The sequence below is a fragment of the Bacillus horti genome (assembly GCF_030813115.1).
GTDB classification, from domain to species: Bacteria; Bacillota; Bacilli; order Caldalkalibacillales; family JCM-10596; genus Bacillus_CH; species Bacillus_CH horti.
This window is the reverse complement of sequence record NZ_JAUSTY010000007.1, coordinates 133,687-156,913: the sequence shown is the minus strand read 5'-3', so window position 1 is coordinate 156,913 and position 23,227 is coordinate 133,687. Positions and strand designations below refer to the sequence as shown.

Annotated in this window: 27 protein-coding genes; 6 read left to right on the top strand and 21 right to left on the bottom strand. The window is 39.2% G+C overall.

The window, feature by feature from the left end; translation table 11 throughout:
- Window positions 1-42: 42 nt before the first annotated feature.
- The 9 genes from J2S11_RS10185 to J2S11_RS10145 form a co-directional block, all read right to left on the bottom strand.
- A complete protein-coding gene (locus J2S11_RS10185; RefSeq protein WP_307394192.1) occupies window positions 43-1,323 on the bottom strand; it encodes a TRAP transporter large permease in 1,281 nt (426 codons plus the stop codon).
- Between the two features lie 3 nt (window positions 1,324-1,326).
- Entirely contained in the window at window positions 1,327-1,821 is a 495-nt protein-coding gene (locus tag J2S11_RS10180) for a TRAP transporter small permease (RefSeq protein WP_307394190.1), read from the bottom strand.
- A 13-nt stretch (window positions 1,822-1,834) separates the two neighbouring features.
- Window positions 1,835-2,857, bottom strand: coding sequence for a C4-dicarboxylate TRAP transporter substrate-binding protein (locus J2S11_RS10175; RefSeq protein ID WP_307394189.1), 1,023 nt, complete (start codon window positions 2,855-2,857; stop codon window positions 1,835-1,837).
- A gap of 93 nt (window positions 2,858-2,950) precedes the next feature.
- On the bottom strand, window positions 2,951-3,634 hold the full coding sequence (locus tag J2S11_RS10170) for a GntR family transcriptional regulator (protein WP_370875503.1): 684 nt from the start codon (window positions 3,632-3,634) through the stop codon (window positions 2,951-2,953).
- Window positions 3,635-3,913: 279 nt separating this feature from the next.
- Window positions 3,914-4,333, bottom strand: coding sequence for an ester cyclase (locus J2S11_RS10165; protein ID WP_307394186.1), 420 nt, complete (start codon window positions 4,331-4,333; stop codon window positions 3,914-3,916).
- 265 nt (window positions 4,334-4,598) lie between these two features.
- Complete coding sequence (locus J2S11_RS10160; protein WP_307394184.1) at window positions 4,599-5,690, bottom strand: threonine aldolase family protein; 1,092 nt, start codon at window positions 5,688-5,690, stop codon at window positions 4,599-4,601.
- Window positions 5,677-6,621, bottom strand: a complete 945-nt coding sequence (locus J2S11_RS10155; RefSeq protein WP_307394182.1) for a phosphotransferase enzyme family protein — start codon at window positions 6,619-6,621, stop codon at window positions 5,677-5,679. Before J2S11_RS10155 ends, J2S11_RS10160 begins: the two co-directional genes overlap by 14 nt.
- Before the next feature lie 245 nt (window positions 6,622-6,866).
- Complete coding sequence (locus J2S11_RS10150) at window positions 6,867-7,853, bottom strand: HD domain-containing protein (RefSeq protein WP_307394181.1); 987 nt, start codon at window positions 7,851-7,853, stop codon at window positions 6,867-6,869.
- Between the two features lie 4 nt (window positions 7,854-7,857).
- Window positions 7,858-8,364, bottom strand: a complete 507-nt coding sequence (locus J2S11_RS10145; protein ID WP_307394180.1) for a GNAT family N-acetyltransferase — start codon at window positions 8,362-8,364, stop codon at window positions 7,858-7,860.
- A gap of 206 nt (window positions 8,365-8,570) precedes the next feature.
- Between J2S11_RS10145 and J2S11_RS10140 the strand changes: the two genes are divergently transcribed.
- Window positions 8,571-8,903 (top strand): NIPSNAP family protein, encoded by a 333-nt coding sequence (locus tag J2S11_RS10140; protein ID WP_307394363.1) that lies wholly within the window; start codon window positions 8,571-8,573, stop codon window positions 8,901-8,903.
- A gap of 120 nt (window positions 8,904-9,023) precedes the next feature.
- Here the strand turns inward: J2S11_RS10140 and J2S11_RS10135 are convergent, their stop codons facing one another.
- The 4 genes from J2S11_RS10135 to J2S11_RS10120 form a co-directional block, all read right to left on the bottom strand.
- Window positions 9,024-9,746, bottom strand: coding sequence for a copper amine oxidase N-terminal domain-containing protein (locus J2S11_RS10135; protein WP_307394179.1), 723 nt, complete (start codon window positions 9,744-9,746; stop codon window positions 9,024-9,026).
- Window positions 9,747-10,088: 342 nt separating this feature from the next.
- The gene (locus J2S11_RS10130) at window positions 10,089-10,247 is read right to left on the bottom strand and encodes a phosphotransferase (protein ID WP_307394177.1); all 159 of its coding nucleotides are present in this window, start codon (window positions 10,245-10,247) and stop codon (window positions 10,089-10,091) included.
- A 152-nt stretch (window positions 10,248-10,399) separates the two neighbouring features.
- Window positions 10,400-10,579, bottom strand: a complete 180-nt coding sequence (locus tag J2S11_RS10125) for a hypothetical protein (protein WP_307394175.1) — start codon at window positions 10,577-10,579, stop codon at window positions 10,400-10,402.
- Complete coding sequence (locus J2S11_RS10120; protein WP_307394174.1) at window positions 10,580-10,783, bottom strand: helix-turn-helix transcriptional regulator; 204 nt, start codon at window positions 10,781-10,783, stop codon at window positions 10,580-10,582.
- A 307-nt stretch (window positions 10,784-11,090) separates the two neighbouring features.
- On the opposite strand from J2S11_RS10120, the gene J2S11_RS10115 reads away from it, so the two are divergent.
- The 3 genes from J2S11_RS10115 (at window position 11,091) to J2S11_RS10105 (ending at window position 13,565) form a co-directional block, all read left to right on the top strand.
- A complete protein-coding gene (locus J2S11_RS10115) occupies window positions 11,091-12,059 on the top strand; it encodes a cation diffusion facilitator family transporter (RefSeq protein WP_307394172.1) in 969 nt (322 codons plus the stop codon).
- A 125-nt stretch (window positions 12,060-12,184) separates the two neighbouring features.
- Window positions 12,185-13,375 carry an AimR family lysis-lysogeny pheromone receptor gene (locus J2S11_RS10110; protein ID WP_307394171.1) on the top strand — a complete coding sequence of 397 codons (1,191 nt, stop codon included), beginning with the start codon at window positions 12,185-12,187 and terminating at the stop codon, window positions 13,373-13,375.
- The gene (locus J2S11_RS10105; protein WP_307394170.1) at window positions 13,344-13,565 is read left to right on the top strand and encodes a hypothetical protein; all 222 of its coding nucleotides are present in this window, start codon (window positions 13,344-13,346) and stop codon (window positions 13,563-13,565) included. The genes J2S11_RS10110 and J2S11_RS10105 overlap by 32 nt, the downstream gene beginning before the upstream one ends.
- A gap of 168 nt (window positions 13,566-13,733) precedes the next feature.
- Here the strand turns inward: J2S11_RS10105 and J2S11_RS22390 are convergent, their stop codons facing one another.
- From J2S11_RS22390 to J2S11_RS10070, 7 genes are all read right to left on the bottom strand, one after another.
- Window positions 13,734-15,434 (bottom strand): methyl-accepting chemotaxis protein, encoded by a 1,701-nt coding sequence (locus tag J2S11_RS22390; RefSeq protein WP_307394168.1) that lies wholly within the window; start codon window positions 15,432-15,434, stop codon window positions 13,734-13,736.
- Window positions 15,435-15,948: 514 nt separating this feature from the next.
- Window positions 15,949-16,788 carry an AraC family transcriptional regulator gene (locus J2S11_RS10095; protein ID WP_307394166.1) on the bottom strand — a complete coding sequence of 280 codons (840 nt, stop codon included), beginning with the start codon at window positions 16,786-16,788 and terminating at the stop codon, window positions 15,949-15,951.
- A 112-nt stretch (window positions 16,789-16,900) separates the two neighbouring features.
- The gene (locus J2S11_RS10090; protein ID WP_307394164.1) at window positions 16,901-17,779 is read right to left on the bottom strand and encodes a PhzF family phenazine biosynthesis protein; all 879 of its coding nucleotides are present in this window, start codon (window positions 17,777-17,779) and stop codon (window positions 16,901-16,903) included.
- Window positions 17,780-17,851: 72 nt separating this feature from the next.
- Entirely contained in the window at window positions 17,852-18,409 is a 558-nt protein-coding gene (locus J2S11_RS10085) for a flavodoxin family protein (protein WP_307394361.1), read from the bottom strand.
- 279 nt (window positions 18,410-18,688) lie between these two features.
- Window positions 18,689-19,102: a GNAT family N-acetyltransferase gene (locus J2S11_RS10080; protein WP_307394162.1), complete on the bottom strand. Its 414-nt coding sequence runs from the start codon at window positions 19,100-19,102 to the stop codon at window positions 18,689-18,691.
- A gap of 29 nt (window positions 19,103-19,131) precedes the next feature.
- On the bottom strand, window positions 19,132-19,479 hold the full coding sequence (locus J2S11_RS10075; RefSeq protein WP_307394161.1) for a hypothetical protein: 348 nt from the start codon (window positions 19,477-19,479) through the stop codon (window positions 19,132-19,134).
- Window positions 19,480-19,593: 114 nt separating this feature from the next.
- Entirely contained in the window at window positions 19,594-21,177 is a 1,584-nt protein-coding gene (locus J2S11_RS10070; protein ID WP_307394160.1) for an MFS transporter, read from the bottom strand.
- Window positions 21,178-21,330: 153 nt separating this feature from the next.
- Here J2S11_RS10070 and J2S11_RS10065 point away from each other — a divergent pair, with 153 nt between their 5' ends.
- Both J2S11_RS10065 and J2S11_RS10060 read left to right on the top strand, forming a co-directional pair.
- Window positions 21,331-21,807, top strand: coding sequence for a winged helix-turn-helix transcriptional regulator (locus J2S11_RS10065; RefSeq protein ID WP_307394158.1), 477 nt, complete (start codon window positions 21,331-21,333; stop codon window positions 21,805-21,807).
- 402 nt (window positions 21,808-22,209) lie between these two features.
- Entirely contained in the window at window positions 22,210-22,620 is a 411-nt protein-coding gene (locus J2S11_RS10060; protein WP_307394156.1) for a VOC family protein, read from the top strand.
- 98 nt (window positions 22,621-22,718) lie between these two features.
- Here the strand turns inward: J2S11_RS10060 and J2S11_RS10055 are convergent, their stop codons facing one another.
- Window positions 22,719-23,225, bottom strand: coding sequence for a PadR family transcriptional regulator (locus J2S11_RS10055; protein WP_307394154.1), 507 nt, complete (start codon window positions 23,223-23,225; stop codon window positions 22,719-22,721).
- Window positions 23,226-23,227: the final 2 nt, after the last annotated feature.

Genomic DNA, 23,227 nt, shown 5'->3' with positions numbered 1-23,227 from the left:
TATGATGTTATCATCCACAAAAACAATGAAATACCTTGTCTACTACATAAATAGATTAGGGATAAACAAGACAATCCCAGGGAACAGCGTCAGTACCGCCACTAGGACAAAGATACCGATCATGAACGGGATAGCTTCCTTCACATAATGCTCTACTGGGACCTTCATAATAGAGCATACGGTGTACATCGTAACACCAACCGGTGGTGTCATTCCCCCAAATGTAACGATGGTCATCATAATAATTCCAAAATGTACAGGATCAACACCAACCTGTGTGACTATCGGTAAGAAGATCGGTGTCAGTAATAGCACAAGTACGGTTGATTCAATAAACATTCCGATGACCAGCAGGAAAAACAGAATTAAGAACAGGAGCAGTGTCGGGTTTTCTGTAATTCCTAACAGTAGCTCTGCGGCATCCTGTGGCAGCCTTTCATAAGTAATGAGGAAACCTAAAATAGATGAAGCTGAGATAATAAGTAAAATGGCTGCGTTGTCCGTTACCGATTGACTAAGTGATTCCTTAAAGTTCTTCCAATTTAACTCTTTGTACACAACAAATCCAATGAACAGAGCATACACAACAGCAAACGCTCCAGCCTCAGAGGCTGTAAACAGGCCAAAGCGTATACCCACAACGAGGATAACTGGGAACAACAGAGCCCATATACTTTCCTTGAAAGTGGTAAGAACCTCTTTGAAGCTGGCTCTTTTTATCTCTACGTCCTGATCGTAGCCATTGCGTTTAGCCACAAGGTACGCCACAATCATTAAGAAAAACATCATCATGATTCCTGGAACAATTCCGGCTAGAAACAGTCGACCAATGGAGACCTCACCAACAAACCCAAAAAGAATTAAACCAATACTTGGTGGCAGGGTAGCCGTAATCAATGAACTCACAGCAATAACACCTGAGGAGTATCCACCAGAATACCCTCTAGCTAGCATCTGAGGACCAAGAACTCTACTTTGCATAGCCGCGTCTGCATTAGCTGATCCAGAAACACCCCCCATGACTGTACTTAAAACAATCGCAACATGCGCAAGACTCCCGACTAAATGCCCGGTTAGCGCACTGGCAAAACGGAGAAGCCTTTTGGTAATGCCCGAAGAATTCATTAAGTTCCCCGCTAAAATAAAGAATGGAACGGCTAGCAAAGGAAAGGATTGTGTCCCTGCAACCATTCGCTGAACAGCTACCTCCACAGGGAGGTTAGGAGAGACGATGAAGAAAGCTAAGCTGGATATCCCAATGGCGAAAGCTACTGGCATATTAAGAATAAGCAATATGGCGAATATCGTTGCGACTAGAACCATCTCCTACCCCTCCCTTCTTTCATCTACTGGTTTTTTCAACAAAACAATTTTCCCTTTTAATTTACCAATGAAAGTAATCAGCATTAAGAGACTGCCCATAGGAACAGAAATGGTTACAATGGAATAGCTCAGCCCTAGATTATTAATTAGTCTTGATGAATTCTCTAAGCTTAGAGAAGACCCCGAATAAGCTAAAAAGACAAGGAAGGCCATGATCAGCACAATCATAATGATCTCAATAATTGTTTTCACTTTAAAGGGAAGCTGATTAACAAAAAAATCAACACCTACATGCCTGTCCTCGCGTAAAGCACGATTTGCTCCTAGAAAGATCACCCAAACAAATAAGAGCTGAGCAAATTCAATGGACCAAGGGATAGGTGAGCCTATCCACCTCATCACTGATGCCAAAAACACAAATACTACGATACCAATCATTAAAGAGTTAGTCAGGAAATCTTCGAACTTTGTGTACCCTTGGGCAATTTTTTTTAACATGATTGATCACTCACTATTTCCCTAAAATATTGTTGATTTCTTCACGCAGCTCCATAAACCCATCAAATTTCTCATATACCACTTCTGTTGCTGCTTTGAATAAGTCAATATCTACATCGTGAATTTCTACATTACTTTCATCCAGCATACTTTGCTCAAATTCCTCTAGCTTCTCTACCGTCTGAAGAGACGCTTCTTCGCCTGCTTTAGCTGCTTCTTCATAAATAATTTCCTGATATTCCTCAGGCAGCTGATTCATCCAGTTAGCTCCAGCTACAATTCCTGTCACTAGTTGAAAGTGTCTCGTTTTGGAAATATGGGTCACAACCTCATGCAGCTTTGCCCCGTATGTAGCCGGATGCTGAGCCTCTGCTCCATCTATAACTCCTTGCTGGATAGCTGGGTACACCTCAGACCAAGGCATTCCTGTTGGACTCGCTCCCATCGCTCTGATTGATTCTAACCAGATTGGGGAACCAGGAGTTCTTAATTGAACACCTCTAAGATCCTCTGGAGATTGGATTTCTTTTTTCGTTAACAGATGACGCTCACCCTGATACCAATTGAAAGAGAGAACCTGAAGGTTATGGCTTTCAGCAAGCTGATCGACCCAACCACCAAACAAATCTGATTGAACAACTGTGTTTGCTTCCTCAAAGCTATCCACAATGTATGGCGCTGTTAGGATTCCAATCTCAGGAACCATTTCTGCTAGCCTTGCTGAGTCAACAATAACGGCTACGTTACTACCAATCTTCGCCTGCTCGATAATATCGTTATCCTCACCTAATGACCCACTACCAAAAATCTCAATGCGAACATGATTATCAGTTCTTTCCTCTACTCTTTCTTTGAACGCTTCAAGACCTTGATAAATAGGATCCGATGCCGTCAAAGCAGTACCAACCTTAAGACTGTATACTGTTCCATTGGATGCGCTTTCATTTCCGTCACCACCTGATGACTGTGAGCATGCTACCAGACTCAAAACAGCTCCAACAAGTAACACTACCATGATCCATTGTTTTATTTTCACTGCAAATCCCCCTAGATTTTATTTGGCAACTATGATTCAGTAATTATGAAATCGTTTACTCGGATGGGCTTTAAATAAATATCCGCATTGACTTTATTTAAAGAAATGCGGATATTCATTTTTAAGACTCTCCTGTTCAAACGTTAGTTTTTTCAAATGATGTTCCATGACTTGATCAGCCTTTGCTTCATTTCCTTCTTTTATCGCTGCTACAATTTCCTTATGCTGCGAAAGAATTAAATCCCAGTTGTACTCGGCGACCAAGCTCAGCATACGAATTCGCTTCAGGTCTCCACTCATTTGCTGAATGACGTTCCACATGCGTTCCTTGTCACAGCCACTAGCCAATGTGAAATGAAACTCTTCATCTAGTTCAAACAGCTTTGTATAGTTTTTCTCCTTCACGCATAGCTCAAGCATCGCTATGTTTCCTTCCAAACGAAGAAGGTGATCTTCAGAAAAACGCTTACAAGCCAACTTCACAATAGCTCTTTCTAGATGCTCTCTAAGGAATCTAGCTTCTTCAACGTAATGTAAATCAATTAATGAAATGGCCGTCCCTCTTTGTGGGTAGATTTCTAGCAATTCTTCCTGTGCTAGCCTAACAAACGCTTCTCTGACCGGTGTTCTACTTACCTCTAACAGCTCGGACATCTCCTTTTCGGAGATCACTCGACCAGGCGCTAGCTTAAGGGATAGAATATTCTCTTTGAGGATCTCATAGACTTGATCTCTAGTAGAGTAGCTTGGAAAATTCTTTTTCAGTTCTGTGTTCAACACCCTCTTTCACCTCCTCGCTACTTACATACTACCATACTAAAATACTTGTATGGTAGTTGTTTTTGAATTTTTTAAATTTTTGTTGCTTGGAATGGCTTGCCATTATGTCTCGGCAAAATCTAAAAAACCCTTTAGATAATACTATCCAAAGGTTTTTTTTGCCTTCTCTACTACATTCAATGTTTTGATTAGCCAACCCTTAAAGCCTTTTGATTGGTTTAATTCTGTACAGAAAAAATCCCTTAGATACTAAATCTAAAGGGATTTGTAAAACGCTCAAAACATTTTAAGTTGTACCAGAAGGTGTATTCCATCAGAGGAAACCCAATACTCCTTTATCTTGCCATCATTGACTAGAAAAATATCCATGCCATGGAAGCTAACCTCTTCCCCAATATCTGCTTGAGCACCATTCATTCCACCTTTGTACTTCCCGGTAAACCTCCAACGTGCCGATACATATGGATCAGCTACGATAGGACCTACTTCAATAGACATTACCACGTCATCAAAGAAGGCACAGCCATCCTGAATGATCCCTTTTAATGCATCTTTTCCTGTTAACTCAGTAGAAGATTTTCCATCAGTTCTTGTTTGATGTACAATACAATCTGGAGACGTTATTTCATCTAATACATTGATATCTTCATTCCATGCTTTGACCCATAACGGATAGATCTCGGTTAGTTCTTTCATGGGGATACCTCCTTTTTTTAACAGCATAACTCACTGTGTCAAGTTAAATCAAATTTTCTGGAGTATAATATTCGCAATCAAGCTTTCCTCCACCTCTACCCCATCAGCATGAAGAAATTCAATCTGCTTTCAGATCTTTAACACGAACATAAACAGAGTCTATCTCGTTTTCAATCTCCTTCTGGATTTATCTTGATACTTGTTACCAAAGTGTACCCAAAGATTATACTGGAAACTATAATGATACTTACTCCCTCCTTTTTTCCTAGATGGAATTCATATTCTCATCAAGCACTTTAATAGCTTCAAAGAGTAATTCTTTAGGGATGTTCTCATACTGATCACCTATATTCACCTCAAATGAACATGACTCCTCATCCAATTCCTTGAGATAGTGTGATACCCCGATCCCTGTTTGTTGTTGAACCTCAATAAGTATTGTCTTCACTTGCTCAAGCGGCTGAAGGAAGTGAACATGAAACATGTTAGATACAGGAACAAGTGGAAGGGTAGAAATACCTGTACAGGAATTAAAAAGTGCTGCCAATTCCTTAGCACCTTCATAATACTGGTACATCTTGCTAGAGCGCTTCTCGAAATAGTAATCTGCTGGAATAATATAGGGGTAGAGACTGATTAAATCGCCTCCATGTCGTGTCTTCCATATCTTAGACTGTTCAATGAAACCCTGCTCTCCTGCTAATATAGCGCCTGCCACTCCACCAATTCCTTTATAGAAGGACATGTACACACTATCAAAAAGTGCACAAACCTCTGTTACAGTTTTTTGGTAGTATGGAAGCACTTCTAGTAAGCGGGCCCCATCTAAATGCAGCTTAATTCCTTGCTCTGCACAGTACTCTGATATGCGTTCAAGTGTTTCAAAGCTAGGTAATTGTCCCCCAATTTCCCGTTGCGGCAGCTCCAACAGGATACAGGCGACATCCTCTTTCATCTTTATAATATCTTCAAGCTCTATAACACGGGTCTTGTCAGCAAGCAGAATGGTTTTAATATTGTGTAGCTTCTTCAGCCCATCCTGTTCGTGAATTTCTAGATGAGATAACGGATGATAGGCTACTTGATGTATATTTTTTTCATCACACCATATACGCATAGAAATCTGCTGGGCCATCGTTCCACTTGGGAAAAACACAGCTTGCTCCTTACCCAGAAAAGCAGCCATTTTCTCCTGAAACTCTTCTATGATTTGTCCTCTACCGTACATATCACTTGATACTTCACCGTCAATCTGTTCAAAGGCTTCTTTTAAAACCTGTACATTGCGTTTGCCGTGATTGGAGAGTTGATAGCTTGACTGTCTAAATGTTTCTAGTAATGGGTTAGCTGGATTCACATGAATTCCTCCCTGATTGCCATTCATTTTCTAGGCGTAGCTTATTTTCAAATATCCACAAAAACATAGCTTTATTTACTTCAAAGATATCTTTGTAATTAGAAAAGTAAGCCATAAATACTGTTTGAATACCTAGCATTACAAGCCAGATTGACTCTAGTTCTTCGTCTGTTAATCGGTTATACCTATGATATTGACACACTAGATTCCCTACAAAATGAATCCAACCATTTCTTAAATCTTCATTTGAAAACACTTCACTCAGTACACTAGTAGAACAATAACAAAGGTCAAAAATACGAACATTTACTTCTACCAAATCAAAATCAATAACACCCTCTAACTTATCCTTGTTCCAAATGAAGTTATGGATATGAGGATCTCTGTGAATAAGTTGTTTGGGTAAGACTTGTACAGCCTTTTTGAATTCTCCTTCTAAGTCTTGATAAATGTCACCCAGCTGGCTTCTACCATCTGTCTTTAAAATCCGATCTATAGCAAATCCGTACACCATTTGATACAAGTCTTTGCTCTCAAATTCTCCTTCAAAATTTACGTTTTCCATAGCTTTATTTAAAGTAGCTATAGCTTGACCATAAAGCTGAGGAATTATGGAGTTTTGTAAGCTATCTTGAGAACTATAGGTCGTCCCTTCTAGAAAGCTATATAGACAATAATTATCTCCTTGGAATGCTACAATATAGTCCTTGTTATTATCTTGTAAGGGATATTGTATTGGCAGCCCCTCTTGCTTTAAATGGTTTAACAATTTAAGCTCCCTTTTAAAATGTTCAATACTACCTTTTTTCTTCAAAATAAAGTCTTGTCCGTTTTTTGTCGTAATAAGTGTTACTCTTTCTGAGAGTTCTTTAATGCTGTTAACTTCAACACCCCACTTGGAGGCTATTTTTTTACTATCTAAAAGTTCCATGAAATCACCTTTTTTCACATTTTATATTTTCTTCATGAATTGCCCTTTTCCTCTAATCATTTTGTTATACTGATCATCGTCCACTTCAGCAGGTATATCATTCAGAAAAATTTGTTGCTGGACCTGGGGGCAACATCATCGATCCGGCTTCTAAGAGCTCTCCAAAAGATAGAATCTAACGAAATACATTTTGGGCTATCTCCAAAAGTCATTGTTTAGTGGCTTTTTGGAATAGCCCCGTATTACTAGTTACTACAGAGGGGGTATATAATTTCGTACTCTCTCTTAAGCTCATTAAGTGCTCTAATGACACCCTGCGCCTCTTCCATCTTACCTAACACCTTACCTTCGATCAGAGGCGTCTTACTGTAAATTTTCCGTATACCAAAAGGGATCCCTTTTCCTGTGATCTCATTGTTTATTTCCATATCAAATGGTCTTTTCGTAAGAAGTTCAATTATATTCCTCGTTTTAGGTGCAGGTGACTTTTTAAGCTCAATGAGTAAATCATCGTCCGTTAAAAAAGGGAATTTAGCCTTAGAATCTTTGGATACCAAAAAGTGTTCTTTTATCGCTTCTGCTAATAGTCTGTCCGCCGCAAGGAGCTCTGGAGATAGGAAGGTTTGATGATCTTGAAGAACCAGCTCCAGCAGATACATGCCTGTCTCTAAATCTGTTTCAATTCCACGAGGGGTACAATATATTCTCTCTAGAACCTGCCTAGGTATTTCCGTAATCCCTCCAAACATATATGTATCACGAAAGAAGCTATCTAAATGATCTATTCCCATTACTTCATTTGTACCCGTTAATGGTGTCTCTGCATTAAGGTAGTCAATAATGTCATCTGAGGATAGAGAGGCCCTGGCTAGAATCGTTTCAATCTCTGGGCTTTTGATATACTCTTCAGTTAAATCATGATGGTTAAATCCCAATGTCTTTTCTACTGAATGAGAAAAAGGTAAGTGCCCTACATCGTGTAAAATTGCCGCAGCTCTAAGCATCAGATCATCTGGAAAAAAGATGGCGGCAAGCTTCCAAACGCCTACGGTATGTTCAAAACGAGAGTGAACAACTGGAGATAGAAGTGAACCTACTCCAAAATGAGCTAGATGCTTTAATCTCCTAAGGTATTTTGAGTGAAATAAAGCTTCTTCCCAAGGCAACCATTCCACAGATGGATAAAGCGGCTCATGGATGAATGGTGACATATGTATTTTTACAGGTTTCATAGTGTTACTCCTTCTTTTTTTCCATAATCATAAATTCCATGTTTTCTCCTTTATAAGGATTAGTAAAAGTATCTATAGGCTTAAACCCTGTTTTTTCATACAATGATGTAGCTCTTCGGTTAAAAGCAGCCACACTTAATCTAAAACGCTGAAATTCTTTAATTCCTGTAGCAAACTCCAAGCCAACAGATAAGAAGCTGCTCCCCAAACCTCTTCCTGTAAGATTGGGCTTCATTCCAAGTCCAATATCCAGAGCAGTATGATCCAAATACTTCCCTTCTCTGATACCAGCTGGTACTTGAGCACTTTGACCGTAGCAAAAAAAACCAATTAGCTTATCTTCTAAGTTTCTTACAGAATAGTAGGAGCCATCCATGAGTTCATCTATATCCTCTGGATCCTCGGACAGATTATATAGAGAATACGGATGTTCGTACTGCCACAAAGCAATTTCCTTTGCTTCAGCTAAGCTCAATTGTTTAATCTTGGATGAGGATAAATCTGGACTCACATTACACACACTCCTTTTCTTCATAAACGTAAATAGCGCATAGGCTACATAGACTTATTATAGATCTATCCATTATACTAGATATTGGATATGATTTGTTATCAAAGGGTTATTAGGAAATCTGCAATTATTGATTATACAATAATGAACAAAGAGGTTCACTACGTTACTGTGGATACAGATACATGATGATAGGTGTGGAGAATGTGTTCTACAGACGGAAATTTTATATCGTAAAAAACGAATTTGTTGATATTCTAAACGCTCTTTTTCACGAGACCAATTTACCTAATCAGCTTAAGCATGGCGCTCGGCTGGTAGGGAGGTGGATGGTTCCTCATGATCAAGCAAACACTGAAATTTTTGCTATTTGGGAATACGACAGCCACGAGAAATATGAGGAAATAGAAGCAAACGTCAGAAGTGATACAGAGCATCTCAAACGTATCAAAGATTGGTACGAAAAGCATGGTGGTAGAGATTATGTAATGAAAGAGTATATTCTAGAAATGAAAAATGAGCCTTTGATTCCCACATAATTGAAGTAAGCTTATTTTGCATGTGGAGCACGATTAAAGTCAGCTTTCACTCTCCCATGCTAGCTCACCCAAAAAGAGACCGCCACATTGGAGGTCTCTAACAAAAAGCAATGTTCTAGCTTAGAAGGAAGAGATACGAAATTGAATGTCTGTTACTTTCCATTTATTATCTAACCTTGTAAGCGTTAAATAGCGATCAAGATATCCATTAGCTACGATTTCAGTTTGGGTAATAATTGCTTCGTTGTTACTTCGATACTGGATATTTGGCTTACTATTAAACAGCTCACTAATCCTTACTCCATTTTGCTGAATGATTTTATTAATCAAAGTATCCGTAAAGTCTGGGCGGAAGTGAGTTCTTATTTGTGAAAATTGAGATGGATCTACAGCTTCATTAGCCTTTGTAATCATCTCCTGTAGTTGTTGTTGACTCAAGGGCACAGGATTAATTACGGCGGAAGGCTCTGTCCGAACAATTAACCTCTTACCGTCTAATGTGATCCGCGCTTCTTTTTCTGCTTGATACCACTCCATAAACCCTCCGAATACTTGATTAATGAATCTTAGCGGCACATATGTAGTTCCTCTGTCAATTTGAGCCGGCACATCAATTTGCATCTCTATACCGTTTATTTTGACATTCCTAGAATTAGCGATTAGAACAACTTCATGCTCTCCTTTGGTAATAGTAATACTTTTCTGTCCCTGATTCCATGTAACATTTGATCCTAGTTCTTCTGATACTGCACGTAAAGGAATAAGCATTCTTCCTTCTACTATCTTACCATTTTCAATAACCGTTTCGGTCGTATTGGCCGAAGTAGCAGTTGTTACTGCCAACGAAATAAACAGACATGAAGTCAACAAGGTTAGGCTGAATTTTTTCATGGAGGTCTCCTCTAAATTATGAATTCTTAGCTAAACAAAATCTTAGCTATCCCTTCTCCCTATATATCTTCGAACATTACGTCTAATTTATGATAATGGGTACAAAGCCACTCCATTTCCTTCGCAAACCTAGCAGAAGGACCCGTTTGTTGTTCCTTTTTTTCATGAATCCACCATGAGCTTTCCATGTACCACAATAATTTCAATGCTTTTACTAATGAGCCTCGCTCCATAACGTAATTTTCCCTATATCCTGCCACAAACTCCTTTACAAGTGAAACATTTAGCTTATTTTCAGGCTCCAGACATAATAGCCCGATCAACATCTAATTGAGGGTAATCATATTTTCGACGATCAAAATCCAAAACAGCACTGACCCTATTCCCATGGAATAAAAGGTTGTCCATCCATAAATCACGATGATCCAGACGTTTTTTTGAAGAGTCAAACATTCTATCAACCCCAAGGGAGAAAATGCCTTTCATTTAAACTCTATTTAAGCGAAAAAGATACAGTGCAGAAGCAATACTCTGTACAAAAAAGACAATCATTATAAAATAAATAAAGTTGACTTGACTTAAAATATCCAACGTTCTAACTGAGATCACTCCAAGTACAATTCCCCCAATAATATGTAGTAGGAAACGTTTTTAACCTTAAGTAAGATTAAAACTCCTCTTTCATCCTTAGATTCAGGCTTTCTCTCAAATGATATCTTGTAAATCTCGGACAAAATCATAGAAATAGCTAGTACAAAAATTAAACCAGTCAATATTGTTTCCATTTATTCTTCCTCCTTAAAAGTAAAGACTTCTTCTATTGATCTATCTAGTGCTCCAGCCACTTTAAAGGCTAGAATTAATGAAGGGTTATATTTGTTTTTTTCCATCGCGGCGATCGTTTGCCGACTTACTCCGACAGCATCTGCTAGCTGCTGCTGGGTCCACCTTTTTTCCGCTCGACCCACCATTATCTTATTATCTAACACATTTAACTCCCTCCCTTATCTATAATGCAATTTATTTATAACATAATATAATATATTTTTAACATAATGTAAAGTATTTTTAACTTTATATATTAAAAAACAAAAAGTAGGGTTATGGTTCCCATTTTTTCAGCTTCGTTAAAAGGCTACCCCATTAGACATAGAATAAGGTGGTAGGTTGACACCTGTGTTATTCGTGCATATAATGGAATTAAACAAACATATGAATATATGCTCATATATTTGTTTAATCAAAATAAAGTCTGAGAATTACGGCTTTGATACAGTTAAAAGGAGAGGGTATAGAATGTCTGGACATAACCACATACAAGAGCAAGGGAATAACCAAGGACATACAAAAAACAAGAAAATTCTACTTTTTTCCTTCATTATCATTACAGCCTATATGATTGTCGAAGCTATCGGAGGAGTAATAACCAATAGCTTGGCCTTGCTTTCTGACGCTGGTCACATGCTATCAGACTCCATTGCCCTAGGTATTGCTTTGCTGGCTTTCAAATTTGGAGAAAAAGCTGTGAACCTAGGAAAGACGTACGGGTACAGGAGATTTGAAATTTTAGCAGCCATGCTTAACGGGATTACGTTAATCGGTGTCTCACTTTACATCTTTTACGAAGCCATTGAACGCTTTGCTAATCCACCAGAGGTTGCTACGGTAGGAATGTTAGTCATTAGTACCATCGGTTTACTTATTAATATCTTAGTGGCGTGGATCATGCTTCGCGGAGGAGATACAGAACATAATTTAAATATGCGTGGTGCTTATCTACATGTCATTAGTGATATGCTTGGATCTATTGGTGCCATTGCTGCAGCTTTACTGATGATGTTCTTCGGTTGGCTATGGGCAGATACCGTGGCTAGTGTTGTTGTAGCAGCCCTTGTTCTAAGAAGCGGCTATCTAGTTACTAAATCTTCTCTACATGTATTGATGGAAGGAACACCAAAGAATATTAAAGTGGATGAAATCGTCCAAGCCATCCAAGAGATAGATGGAGTAAAAGGTGTTCACGATGTGCACGTCTGGTCTATTACCAGTAGCTTTAATGCCCTAACCGCTCATATTGAGGTAGACGGAAGCAAGAGTGTTTATGAAACCGAAGCCCTACTACAGAAGATTGAACATATGCTAGAGCATAAAGAAATAAAGCATGTAACCTTACAAGCAGAATCTGAAAAGCATACTCATGAAAGCTCGATTTTCTGCACAATTAAAGCAAGCCCATCCACTGCACATGCACACCATCATCATTAAAACTATATTGAGCATTTCGTAAAATGTAAAACTTTGCAAAAAAATATCAAAAATTGACTCTCTATTGAATATCCTGTAATCTAGCAATATAGTTAGGAGCAAATCAACACAAGGGGGAAGGAAAAGTGCTACAAGAGCGAATTTTACAGACTCTTGAGGATCTAGACGACATAGACCAGCGTAAATTAGCACGAGTTGCCAATACAACAGAAGCAGCCTTATCCCGATTCTTAAATGAACAAGAAGAATTGATATTTGAATCTGTCTTGAGGATCGTTAAGTATCTTTATCCAAATGAACAAGTGACGATCATGGCAGATTATATTATTACTCAAAAATCGTATAATGCTAGACTTGGCTTGGAATACTGCTCTATTAATCGACTTTGGGTTGAATGTAATTATCTATTAAATATGCTATCAAAGTCTACAGACCCCTGCGATCAGGAATGGGTTTTCATGTATACCTTATTAAAAGAAAAAAGAGAAGCGACACACAGCCATGTCCACCTCATTAGCAAGGTAGAGCAATTTCATCCAAAGGAAATAGAATTGAAGGTACTAGCATCCATCTTTAGAAGAATTCTTTACTTTGAACTGAACGATAACAACACCGTTCTATCTAGTAATAATGATGCTGAAACACTCATTGAGAAGATAAAAAGCGACTATATTAGATCATCCTATTCCGTACGCCTCGGAGTCATCATGAGCTCTGTTCATCTCTATGGCAATAATCCAGAGAAGGCTAGACAATATAGCTACTATATCATAGGACAAGATTTTATTGATTTTGTAAAATCCGTGGCCTACAACAATTTAGGGCAAACGTATATGCTTGAGGATTATGAGAGAGCGAAGGATTATTTTATTACAGCTATCAATTACGCCATTACCTTTAATCATAGTGTTTATTTAAAGACGGCACGACTGAATTTATCCTTTTTACAATCCTACTATCAAATCGATAGTGGATTTTCAGAGCCAATTGATGATTATGCAACTTACGCTAACTACATTTTCTACCTCATCCAAAAAGGAGAGCATTCTCTGGCCCAAAAAAATATGGATCAGATTGACATAAAGACTTTAACAGATTGGGATAAAGCGTTCTATTTTTATTACATGGGTTTGTTAAAAAATGATCGCAGCTCCCTATATGAATCTGTTAAAGCTTTTTATAGTGTTGAAAACTACTTTTATCTACAATTTCCACTTCTCGAATTGCAAAAGCTTGGCGATGATGAAGAAGCTTTACAGTTCCTAAAGAAAAGAGGGAGATTTAGTGAAAAAATCGTTAATCGCCGTATTCGCTAATAGTTTGGTATTTTTACTCTTCTTCACAAGTGGAACAGAAGTAATTGGCAACCCGATCGGGGCTAATGGAGAGGTAAATAATCCTTCACCAGTTACAAACAACGATAAACCAGTGGGACCTATTGAAAAGGAGCCTGATCCTGATCCCAACAGTGAAGGTAATCCTGGCGGCTCAAACGGTGATGTCTAATTTATATTAACGGTGATGTCTAATTTATATTAAATGAAAAATTGGATCACACCATGAAAGAAAAATGATAAATCATTTAGTAAATGGGGGGAGCTGAATCAGCTCCCTTTTTCTTTACGTATTTACATCTAGGTGTTTTTTTATCTTGATGTTTTTGTAGCTTGGTGTTTACATCTTAAATTGCCTAATCATCCCATTGAGCTCCTCAGCTAAACTTGAAAGAGACTCCGAACTACTTGCAATTTCCTGCATAGAAGCGCTTTGCTGTTCAGCGGTTGCAGAGCTTTCCTCAATACCTGCTGATGCTTGCTCTGAAGCAGCTGCAATCTCTTCTACAGACTGACTTACACGCACGCTATTCCCTTCAATATCCATTAAGTTTGAGGAAATGTTTTGAATCCCATCCATCATATCCGAAACGGCTTGGTTAATCGAATCAAAGCTGTCACGACTGACTAAAATTTGTTGGTTCCCATCCTCTACCTTATGTGTGGTATCCTGTAATGAGCTTACAACCGTCTTCGTCTCCTGCTGAATCCCCTGAATAATATCCGTAATTTCAACGACAGATTGTCCAACCTGCTCAGCAAGCTTGCGCACTTCATCTGCAACCACAGCAAAGCCTCTCCCTGCTTCACCAGCTCGAGCGGATTCGATGGCAGCATTTAGGGCAAGTAAATTAGTTTGTTGAGCGATATTCTGAATCACATCAACTAATTTGGAAATATCCTCAGAGCGCTTTTCCAGTCCCTTGACCTTATCCGCCGTATCTTTAACAACTACTGAGATCCCATTCATCAGCTCAACAGATTGTCCCATATCCTTTTTACCTTGATCGGAAATAACATATACTTCTTTTGAAGTGACTCCTAATGCTTTCCCTTCTTCATTAGAAGAACGTATCTGCCTCGTAAGCTCCTCAATTAAACTAGAGATTTCACTTGAAGAGCTAGCTTGTTCCTCTGCTCCAGCTGATAGCTGTTCCATGGTTGCCGATACCTGCTCGGCTCCTGTCCTTACTTCATTAGCCGATTGAGTGAGCTCCTCACTTTGACTGCTAACCACCTCAGAGATTTCTGCCATTTTACTAATCATATCTTTTAAATTTTTGCCCATTAGATTTGTAGCTGTGGCAATCCGGCCAATCTCATCTTTACCATCGTATTTGATTTCATCAAAAGCAAGGTTATTATTAGCAATTTGATCACTAACATTGGCTACTTCATTTAGTGGTTTTGAAACGCTCCGTGTTATGACTATAGACATACTAATCCCAATTAGTAATGCTAGAGATGTAGAAATAAGTAAGACATAGATGGCCATGCTTTGACTATCCTGTGCACTATCCAATGCATCTGCTCGCATCTCACTAAAAATGACATTAAGCTCATCTAATAAAGCAACCGTGTCACGACGTATATTCGTGATCTCAGACATCACTCGATCCCTTTGACCCTGATCCGTCATTCCCACCAAATGATTCATAAATAAATTATTAAATTCTTCTTCTTTTGCTATAGCCTGCCTAAAAATCTCTTCCATTTCAGGTGTATTTAAACGATTTTCAATACTCTTCACTAATTCATTAAATTCATCAATACCTGCTTCAAAATCTGTTACAAAAGCGGCATCCGAGGTCGTCGCATAGCTAAGTGCTCTTACACCTTTTGCTCGATTGACTGAACTCATTTCCGATACAATAATTGTTTTTTCGCCACTCTCACCAATATTGTCGATCTCCTCTTCAATCGTTTGAATAAAAGTAAACACTAGCGTTGTAGCAACTGCGAACATGACAAAAATGATGGTTAACACGATTCCGTATTTCCACCCTAGACTTACGTTCTTAATCTTAAATTTTTCTAACACACATACTCCTCCTCTTTTTCTTTTCTGTTTTTGTTTTACTGTCTTTCTATCTATTTGAAAATAAAGTCAATAAATTGCATTTATATGCATATCTATTAATTTATTACTATATATATCGACATTGTTCGACATTATTTTTACTATTCTTCAAAGATATTTAACCATATTCAACTGAACAAACACTGAACAAAGTTTTGCGGAACTAAAAAACCTATTTATGTAATTTTTCAAACATAAAAATTTACATAAATAGGTTTATATATTAAATAGTTTGTTCGCAACGAAAACTTATACATCATCTAATGGAATACATGTGGGTAATCTAATTCAACGCCAATTCCACCTAGATTCACCTCCTAGATAAAAGTAAATATAAAAGCTACACTTTGGTTCTAAATACCAAGTGTAGCTCAAAAGAATGCGCCTACTAGCTGTAGCACAAAAGAATGCTCATGAAGTTGATAAAGAAATCTTCGCTTACCTATCTGAAGTCGTTCAGTAAAACTGTCCTACATTAGTTACTTTTTCTAGCTACAGGAATCCAAATTTCACATTTCTCTTCATGTTCCTTTAAAGTACGAACGAATTCCGGTGCTTCGGTAAGCTCATAGCCTGAGGTAGGGAACCACTCCGTATGCACTCGCTCCCACGTATTTAGCATGGTTTCCGGTGCTGGACCAACAGCATCAAAAACAGCCCAAGTAGTAGCCGGTATAGAAAGTGTGGCAAAATACTCTGGACCTTTCTTTGTTGTAGCAACAGCTAAATAGTAATCATAGCTTTCGTCAGTCATGTTTGCCGTTACATGAAGAATTCCTGATAATGAGGTGTTCGCCAGCTCTTCCAGCTCGTGATAAAGTTCATCCCCATCCCCCTTCAAAACTTGCGGATCAAAATGACCATCCTCATTGTTCATTTCTTCTTTAACACCTGTGACTATAAAAGACTCTTTTTGCACAATACGATAATTCAATTCAGCATCTCCTTTTATACTCATTTGGAAGCTCATTCTTGGAAAAGCCTTTAAGGAAACGTCGCTCTGTCTGGCTGCTGTGGGTGTGACTCCATGCAAGCTGTGAAAAGCTCTAGAAAAAGCATCCGCAGAATGGTAGCCGTACTTCACAGCTACGTCAATGACTCTCACTTCATGATCCTTTAGCTCCAATGCTGCCAAAGTCAGTCGTCTACGACGGATATACTCCGAGAGCGTAACACCAGCAATAAAGGGAAACATGCGCTTAAAATGATGCTCGGAGCAATGAGCCAAACGAGCAGCCTCCTTGTAGCTAATCTCTGCATCTAGATTTTCCTCGATGTAGCTGATAGCTTTGTTTAATTTGTTCAGCAATTCCACCTAGATTCACCTCCTTGTAAAAAGAGTAACAAATGAAAAAGCTATAGATCCGACATTTGGTGCTCCGTTTTGCAGGGTGATTGACCGAGCTCATCCTACAGGTGGAGTGAATTTAATTAATATTGACCTTCTTAATTTCGATGTTTGTAGCCATACCTCCAACCTGGACTTTCGTAATCTCCCCGTTTACCTTATTGATTGTTAATCTTGCCCTGACCTCGGATGGACGATTCATCGTATAGCCTTGTTTAAGAATATATTCATGGTCTTGAGCCTCAGGAAGCTTTCTGTTTTTCCATAGGTAACATGTGAGAGCCCCATTGGAAGTACCTGTTGCGCTTTCTTCCGTGATACCGTATAGTGGCGCAAAATTTCTGCACTCTGCCAAAGCTCCCGGTTGTATATCGAGAGTAAACAAATGGTACCCAACTACCTGATAATCGCGGCTGATTTTGGTGATCTGTTCGAAATCAGGAGTAATGTGTTTCAATATACCACTTCTCTTAATAGGCACTAGAATGTCCCGTAGCCCCGTAGAAACAATTTGCACAGGCAAATCATGAACTAAATCGTCGGGACTAATCCGTAAAGAGTCGGCAATTAATTTTCTATCAACATGTTCAAAGTAACGGGGAAGGGCTTGCGTAAGAAATACCTCACCATTCTCCTGTAAGATTACTTCGAGCATGCCGGCTTTAGTTAGCAGCGTATAGGTGCCCAGACTAATTCTCTCTTGAGTCCACAGCAAGTTAAATGCAGCAACCGTCGCGTGTCCACATATATCCACCTCGCCCTTAGGCGTAAAATAGCGAATTTTAAAATCGGCATGATCCGTTTCTACAAAAAACGCGGTTTCAGAAAGACCAACGATTCTGGCTATCTCCTGCATGAGCGTTTCATCCATGGCATTGCCATTTAGCACAACACCTGCAGGATTTCCGCCGTGTTCTTCTTTGGCAAAGGCATTTAATGTGTGCACCGTAATCTCCATAATGAAATTCCTCAATTCTCTCTGAAATTTTGTGTTCAACGCAATTTCATCAGTGCCATAGGAAAACATGAATTAAGAGGAGGATGATAAACTGGTCAACGTTACATGTAATTGATCAGCAGCATAGAAAGCTTTTTGATCTTCATAAATATCTCCAGGTTTATTCCCTTCCCCAATAATGTATCCTTCAAAAGGTAGACCAACGAAATCAAAGATGTAGTTGAATTGCTGAATTAAGGGGAGTCCTTTTATATGAGGAGAATCTCCTCCAGCTATAATGACATAAGCTTTTTTCTTAGACATCCTATCTCGAAAATCTTTATATTTAGGGTCTCTTAGCGTTTGGGACCATCGATCAATAAAGTTCTTCATTGTTCCTGACATGCTGTACCAGTAAATGGGGGTAGAAAATATGAGAATATCGTTTTGCATCATTTGATCCATTAGGAAGTTATAATCATCACCCACATCTTGAAAGCCTGCTTCGGTGTGACGCATATCTTCTATTGGTTTAATGGTATACTCTTTTAGGTGAAGGGAAACTACTTCGAGATCCTTAATCGTACGTTTAGTTAGAATTTCTGTGTTTCCATTTTGGCGAGTTCCTCCATAAATAACGGCAATACTCATCATTCTTCCACTTCCTTTTGATTGTTTACAATTTATAGATTAAACTACCTTTATAAATCAGTAAAACAGATTATAATGGATGAGTCCTCAATTAAATGATTTTATTGAATTAACTCAAAAACATTTCCATAGAGTTGGTGGGATCAAAAGCTAGCAGAAGTTTTTCCTTTTTCACCGTAATTTGAGCACCCCCGCGCTTACTGATATAAGGAAAAATAACACGCTCCATTCGTTTCGTTCCTGGAATCGGGATAATCTGCTCTCTAGCTAGCTTTGGACCTATAACTTCAGGCTCTTAGTAAGTATGATTTCCAAAGGCTCATCTTCGAGAGTTAAGCACCCTGAATCCCGATAACCTAATTTTCTATAAAAATGCTGAGCCCCTTCACTAGCTAGAGTGGAAGTCATAACCAAGTTAAATCCGAGCTTCTTCATTTCTTCTTCCCAAAAAAGAACGGCTTTCTTACCTAATCCTTTACTTCTATAGGCATCATCAATCCAAATCATATTCATAAAAGGTGTATTGTCCCAGAAATAGCTGTGCCGCATCCACCCAACGATATTTTGTTCTTCATTTTGCAGGATGTAAATCTCTTTCTCCCTAATTTTCGGTAAGATTAAGTTCCCTAAGATATGACGGTCATGTTTTTTAATATATTCGTAGTGCGATTCAGTTGCAGCAATGATCCTCATTATATTTACTCCTCTAATTATAAATGAAATCAGCTAGGATATTTATTTGCATACATGTTTGCCACTATAGAAGGTGAAAATTTAATGCTATATTTCCCTTCAAGTTCTTTCTTAATTTTCTCTGTTAAATTCATCCCCTGTTTATTATGTTCTTCTTCAAGTTCAACCCCATTAGGAAGTAATTTATCTTTCTCCCAATCAATCCATTCGCCATATAATCGTACCCATTCCATCAATTCTCTAATTAACTCGTTTGAAATCGGTAGGGTTTCTATATCAAGGTTACAGCCGCAGTGACTGCACCATATAGGGTCAGCCCCAACATCACCTTCAACTTTTAGCTCATATGTTTCTTTTTGTTCACAAAAGCATTCCATATTTTATTCTTGCTCCTCCTACATGCATTTTATAATATCTTACACTACCTTTTATTCGATTTGAATGGCCGAGATGCACAAGACATTTGTACAAAAAATATGGATTCAAGTTAGTTATCCATCTTTTTGATTCATCGAATCTAATCCTTCTGGAGATCCATTGCGTACATGGCGAAGCCGCCACACCACCATGACAGAGACCATGATGAAGATGAGAGCGACAATCGTAAAGGCCACTTGTATAGCAAGCGAAAAGGATGATTGTATGGCTTTTAGCATCTCCGCTCCAAAAGCATCTGGTAGCTGTCCTGCTACTACTATCGCCGCACCGATACTTTCCATGGCTGTGCTTGTAGCCTCCTCAGTTACTCCCGACGGGACCCAATTCATCAATGATCCACGATAAACCATCATCGCCAAACTTCCCATAAACGCGATCCCCAATGCACTTCCGAGCCCAGTGCCTACATCTTGCATGGCGGATGCGGAGCCTGAACGCTCCTTCGACACACTGGAAATAATCAGTTCACTCCCCAATGTCATTGTCGGTGCTACGCCAAACATGATAATCGAAACTCCTGTAATAAGAAGAACAGCACCCGCCTCATTAAAGGTTACCATAATCAAAAGCGCTCCTCCCGCTGCAACAATCAATCCAGCTGCCATGGCAAAAGCTGGTCGAATCCACCGCGTGAGAATTGGCGCCAATAATGTTCCCACAATAGACAGACCAGCAGGCAATATCAGTAGAAGGCCTGCCTGAGTTGGAGACAGACCGAGAACGACTTGTATATGTTGAGTGAAAAGCATATAGGACCCGCCATTGACCAAAAGTACAAGCATAAGAGCAAGCAAAGAGACCGAGAAAGCCGGAACGCGAAACATACGTAAATCCAATAAAGGCTCCTTTACATTCAGCTGACGCCGTACAAATATGACTCCAACAATGATACCCAACACCACTGTACTAATGTAAAAAACATGGAACCCATTCTCTGCGATTTCCTGCATTCCAAAGATCACACTCATCACCGCAATCAGTGACAGAGCTACACTAACAAGATCCAGATGCCCAGCATTTGAATCACGATACGTTGGAAGCAGGAGAGCGCCCAGCAAGAAAAGTAAAGCAACCGGTACATTAACAAGAAATACGGCCCCCCACCAAAAATGATCCACCAACAGTCCTCCGATTGAAGGACCCAATGCCGCTCCAGCAGAAAAAGCACTCAAATTCACCGCAATAGCTATGGAGAACTGCTTGGGATCATGAAACATATTACGTAGCAATGACATGGCAGACGGCGCAATCATGGCAGCTGCCACTCCAAGCAATGCACGAAACGTAATCAGCATCCATGCCGTGGTTGAAAACGCCGCAATGGCCGAAGCTATTCCATACAACACCACACCCGTCACTAGTAGTCGGCGCCTTCCGACACGATCCGCTAGCCTCCCCATTGTTAGCAGAAACCCGATGGTCAGAAATTCACCAATATGTAGCATCCACAGCATCTGTGTACTACTCGGCGTTAAATCAACCGTAATCGATGGAATAGCGAGATATAACCCACCCATATCTGTGGACAGCATGAAAACCGGAAGCACTAAGGCTACCAGCCCAACCCATTCCTTCCATGAAGCCCGTGCAGGGAACTCTTCTACAGTCTGAACACGCTTTTCTCCCTCTTTTGTCATTTCAGTCACCTTCCATCCATGTTAATATCTACTCCTTTATCAAGGACACTACACACATATTCTTCTTCATCGCTTCAGTATTTTCACTTCGATAATGAAAGTAATATTAACATATCACAGATCACTTTGATTATCAAATTAAAATATGCTACTATGAGAATTATGAAAAGAGAAGAAAATAAATCAAGCTGTCCAATCAACTATACTATGGAGATATTTGGAGATTCTTGGTCTTTACTCATTGTGCGAGATATCATAACCGACGGTGCTAAAACGTTCGGCGAATTCCTTGCTTCAGAGGAGCGCATTGGCTCCAGTGTATTGGCTGAGCGTCTAGTTCATTTAGAGAAAAAAGGAATTATCAACAAAAAACCGTCTGCAACAGACGGACGAAAGTTCATTTATTCATTAACTGAGAAAGGACTGGATCTCATTCCGATTATGTATGATGTTATTATTTGGGGCTCTCAATACAGTCCTCACCCCGATGAGGGAGAAGCCTGGTTCAAAGATATGGAATACGACAGGGAAGAAGTTATCAGGGCATGGCGCGAAGCTGTTCAAGCGGGCTCTTCTTTTTCCAATGGGCCGGATAGTGTTGTGAACAAATTGGGACTGCAGGGGGACTAGCTATACTATATAGCTTATACTGCTTTGAGTTTATCGTATGCTATTTGGTTGAGTAGGTCTGTCTGGGGGTATTAATACGTTTCTCTTGACGCTGGCCACGTCTCTAATATAACCAACAGGGGTTGTCAAATAAACAGAAATACATTTTTTTAGCAATTTAAAAGAAATCTCAGTCTGCTACTCTTGTTACAATAACTTTAAATTGTTACGGAAATCGATCAGTAAGATTATTCAATTTGCTTTGAGATAAAATTGCCATTGTCTAAGCTTCAAGTGGACGGTGGTCGTGCGGTGGCACGTGCGCTTCAGCGAGTGAGCGAGCGTACTTTATAGAACGCACTTTGGAATCTTTAGGGCCTAATTATTATTTAAATCAATACATGGTCAGAAAGGAAGTTTATCATGAAGAAACAATGTTGGATCAATCTCCCTGTAGAAGATATTGATAGATCTATTAAATTTTTCACTCATCTCGGATTTACTGTTCAGCAGCAGCATGGCAGTGGTCAGGCAGAATTATTTATCGGTGATAACAATGTACTCGTAATGCTTTTTCCAAAGGAGACTTTCAGAAATTTCACTAGAAATGAGCTCGTTGACACAACAAAATCTACCGAAGTATTATTCTCCATTGATGCTCAGAGCAGGGAGGAAGTAGATGAGCTGTCTAGAAAAGTGACAGAAGCAGGGGGTACAATCTTTAGCGCCCCCTCCAACAATCAGGGATGGATGTACGGTTGCGGTTTTGCCGATCCAGACGGACACAGGTGGAATGTGTTGTACATGGATAGGAGCAATATGCCGCAGGGATAAGAACATAAAGATTAAGCATTCGACTCTGGACACGAAAAAAATCCTGCAATCGCAGGATTTTTTTCGAACCTTATTACAAATGACCAAGCTATCTAAAATTATGCTCGATTTCGATTTTCAACCTGATGAATCCAGTTTAAATCTGCTTCTAAATGCAAAAGTGTACCCGAGATTAATAAATACTTATTCTCATCACCTTGCAGGAGAAACTCAGTTTTTAGCTTAGTCAATTCCATAACATCCTTCATGATCATGGCTTTTTGTTGATTCAGCATGACTTTCTCCTGATCAAAACCAATCTTACGAGCACAGCTCCACTTAAATTGAAAATCTCCTTTAGCGTCATGATAGGGTACCGGCTCTAGCAGCCAATGCTCTAGCTCCTTTTTACCCTCGGCATTAATTTGATAAAGCTTTCTTTCTTGATCATCCATGATGGCAGATGAAACAAGCTGATCTCGAATGAGACGATCGAGAGTCGTATAGATTTGACCAGGATTAATTTTTCCTTTACTTCCTAGAAGGGCTTCTATCTCTACCTTTAGGTCATATCCATGATTTTGTTGATGAAAAAGCAATGCTAATAATCCGTACCTAACTGACATAT

Coding starts and splice junctions, on each gene's coding strand:
- J2S11_RS10085 (WP_307394361.1), bottom strand. CDS start 18,409: ATGAGTATTGCCGTTATTTATGGAGGAACTCGCCAAAATGGAAACACA.
- J2S11_RS10080 (WP_307394162.1), bottom strand. CDS start 19,102: ATGAGGATCATTGCTGCAACTGAATCGCACTACGAATATATTAAAAAA.
- J2S11_RS10060 (WP_307394156.1), top strand. CDS start 22,210: ATGAAGAAACAATGTTGGATCAATCTCCCTGTAGAAGATATTGATAGA.
- J2S11_RS10055 (WP_307394154.1), bottom strand. CDS start 23,225: ATGTCAGTTAGGTACGGATTATTAGCATTGCTTTTTCATCAACAAAAT.
- J2S11_RS10155 (WP_307394182.1), bottom strand. CDS start 6,621: ATGGAACTTTTAGATAGTAAAAAAATAGCCTCCAAGTGGGGTGTTGAA.
- J2S11_RS10150 (WP_307394181.1), bottom strand. CDS start 7,853: ATGAAACCTGTAAAAATACATATGTCACCATTCATCCATGAGCCGCTT.
- J2S11_RS10070 (WP_307394160.1), bottom strand. CDS start 21,177: ATGACAAAAGAGGGAGAAAAGCGTGTTCAGACTGTAGAAGAGTTCCCT.
- J2S11_RS10090 (WP_307394164.1), bottom strand. CDS start 17,779: ATGGAGATTACGGTGCACACATTAAATGCCTTTGCCAAAGAAGAACAC.
- J2S11_RS10180 (WP_307394190.1), bottom strand. CDS start 1,821: ATGTTAAAAAAAATTGCCCAAGGGTACACAAAGTTCGAAGATTTCCTG.
- J2S11_RS10125 (WP_307394175.1), bottom strand. CDS start 10,579: ATGGAAACAATATTGACTGGTTTAATTTTTGTACTAGCTATTTCTATG.
- J2S11_RS10075 (WP_307394161.1), bottom strand. CDS start 19,479: ATGGAATGCTTTTGTGAACAAAAAGAAACATATGAGCTAAAAGTTGAA.
- J2S11_RS10115 (WP_307394172.1), top strand. CDS start 11,091: ATGTCTGGACATAACCACATACAAGAGCAAGGGAATAACCAAGGACAT.
- J2S11_RS10185 (WP_307394192.1), bottom strand. CDS start 1,323: ATGGTTCTAGTCGCAACGATATTCGCCATATTGCTTATTCTTAATATG.
- J2S11_RS10065 (WP_307394158.1), top strand. CDS start 21,331: ATGAGAATTATGAAAAGAGAAGAAAATAAATCAAGCTGTCCAATCAAC.
- J2S11_RS10165 (WP_307394186.1), bottom strand. CDS start 4,333: ATGAAAGAACTAACCGAGATCTATCCGTTATGGGTCAAAGCATGGAAT.
- J2S11_RS10130 (WP_307394177.1), bottom strand. CDS start 10,247: ATGTTTGACTCTTCAAAAAAACGTCTGGATCATCGTGATTTATGGATG.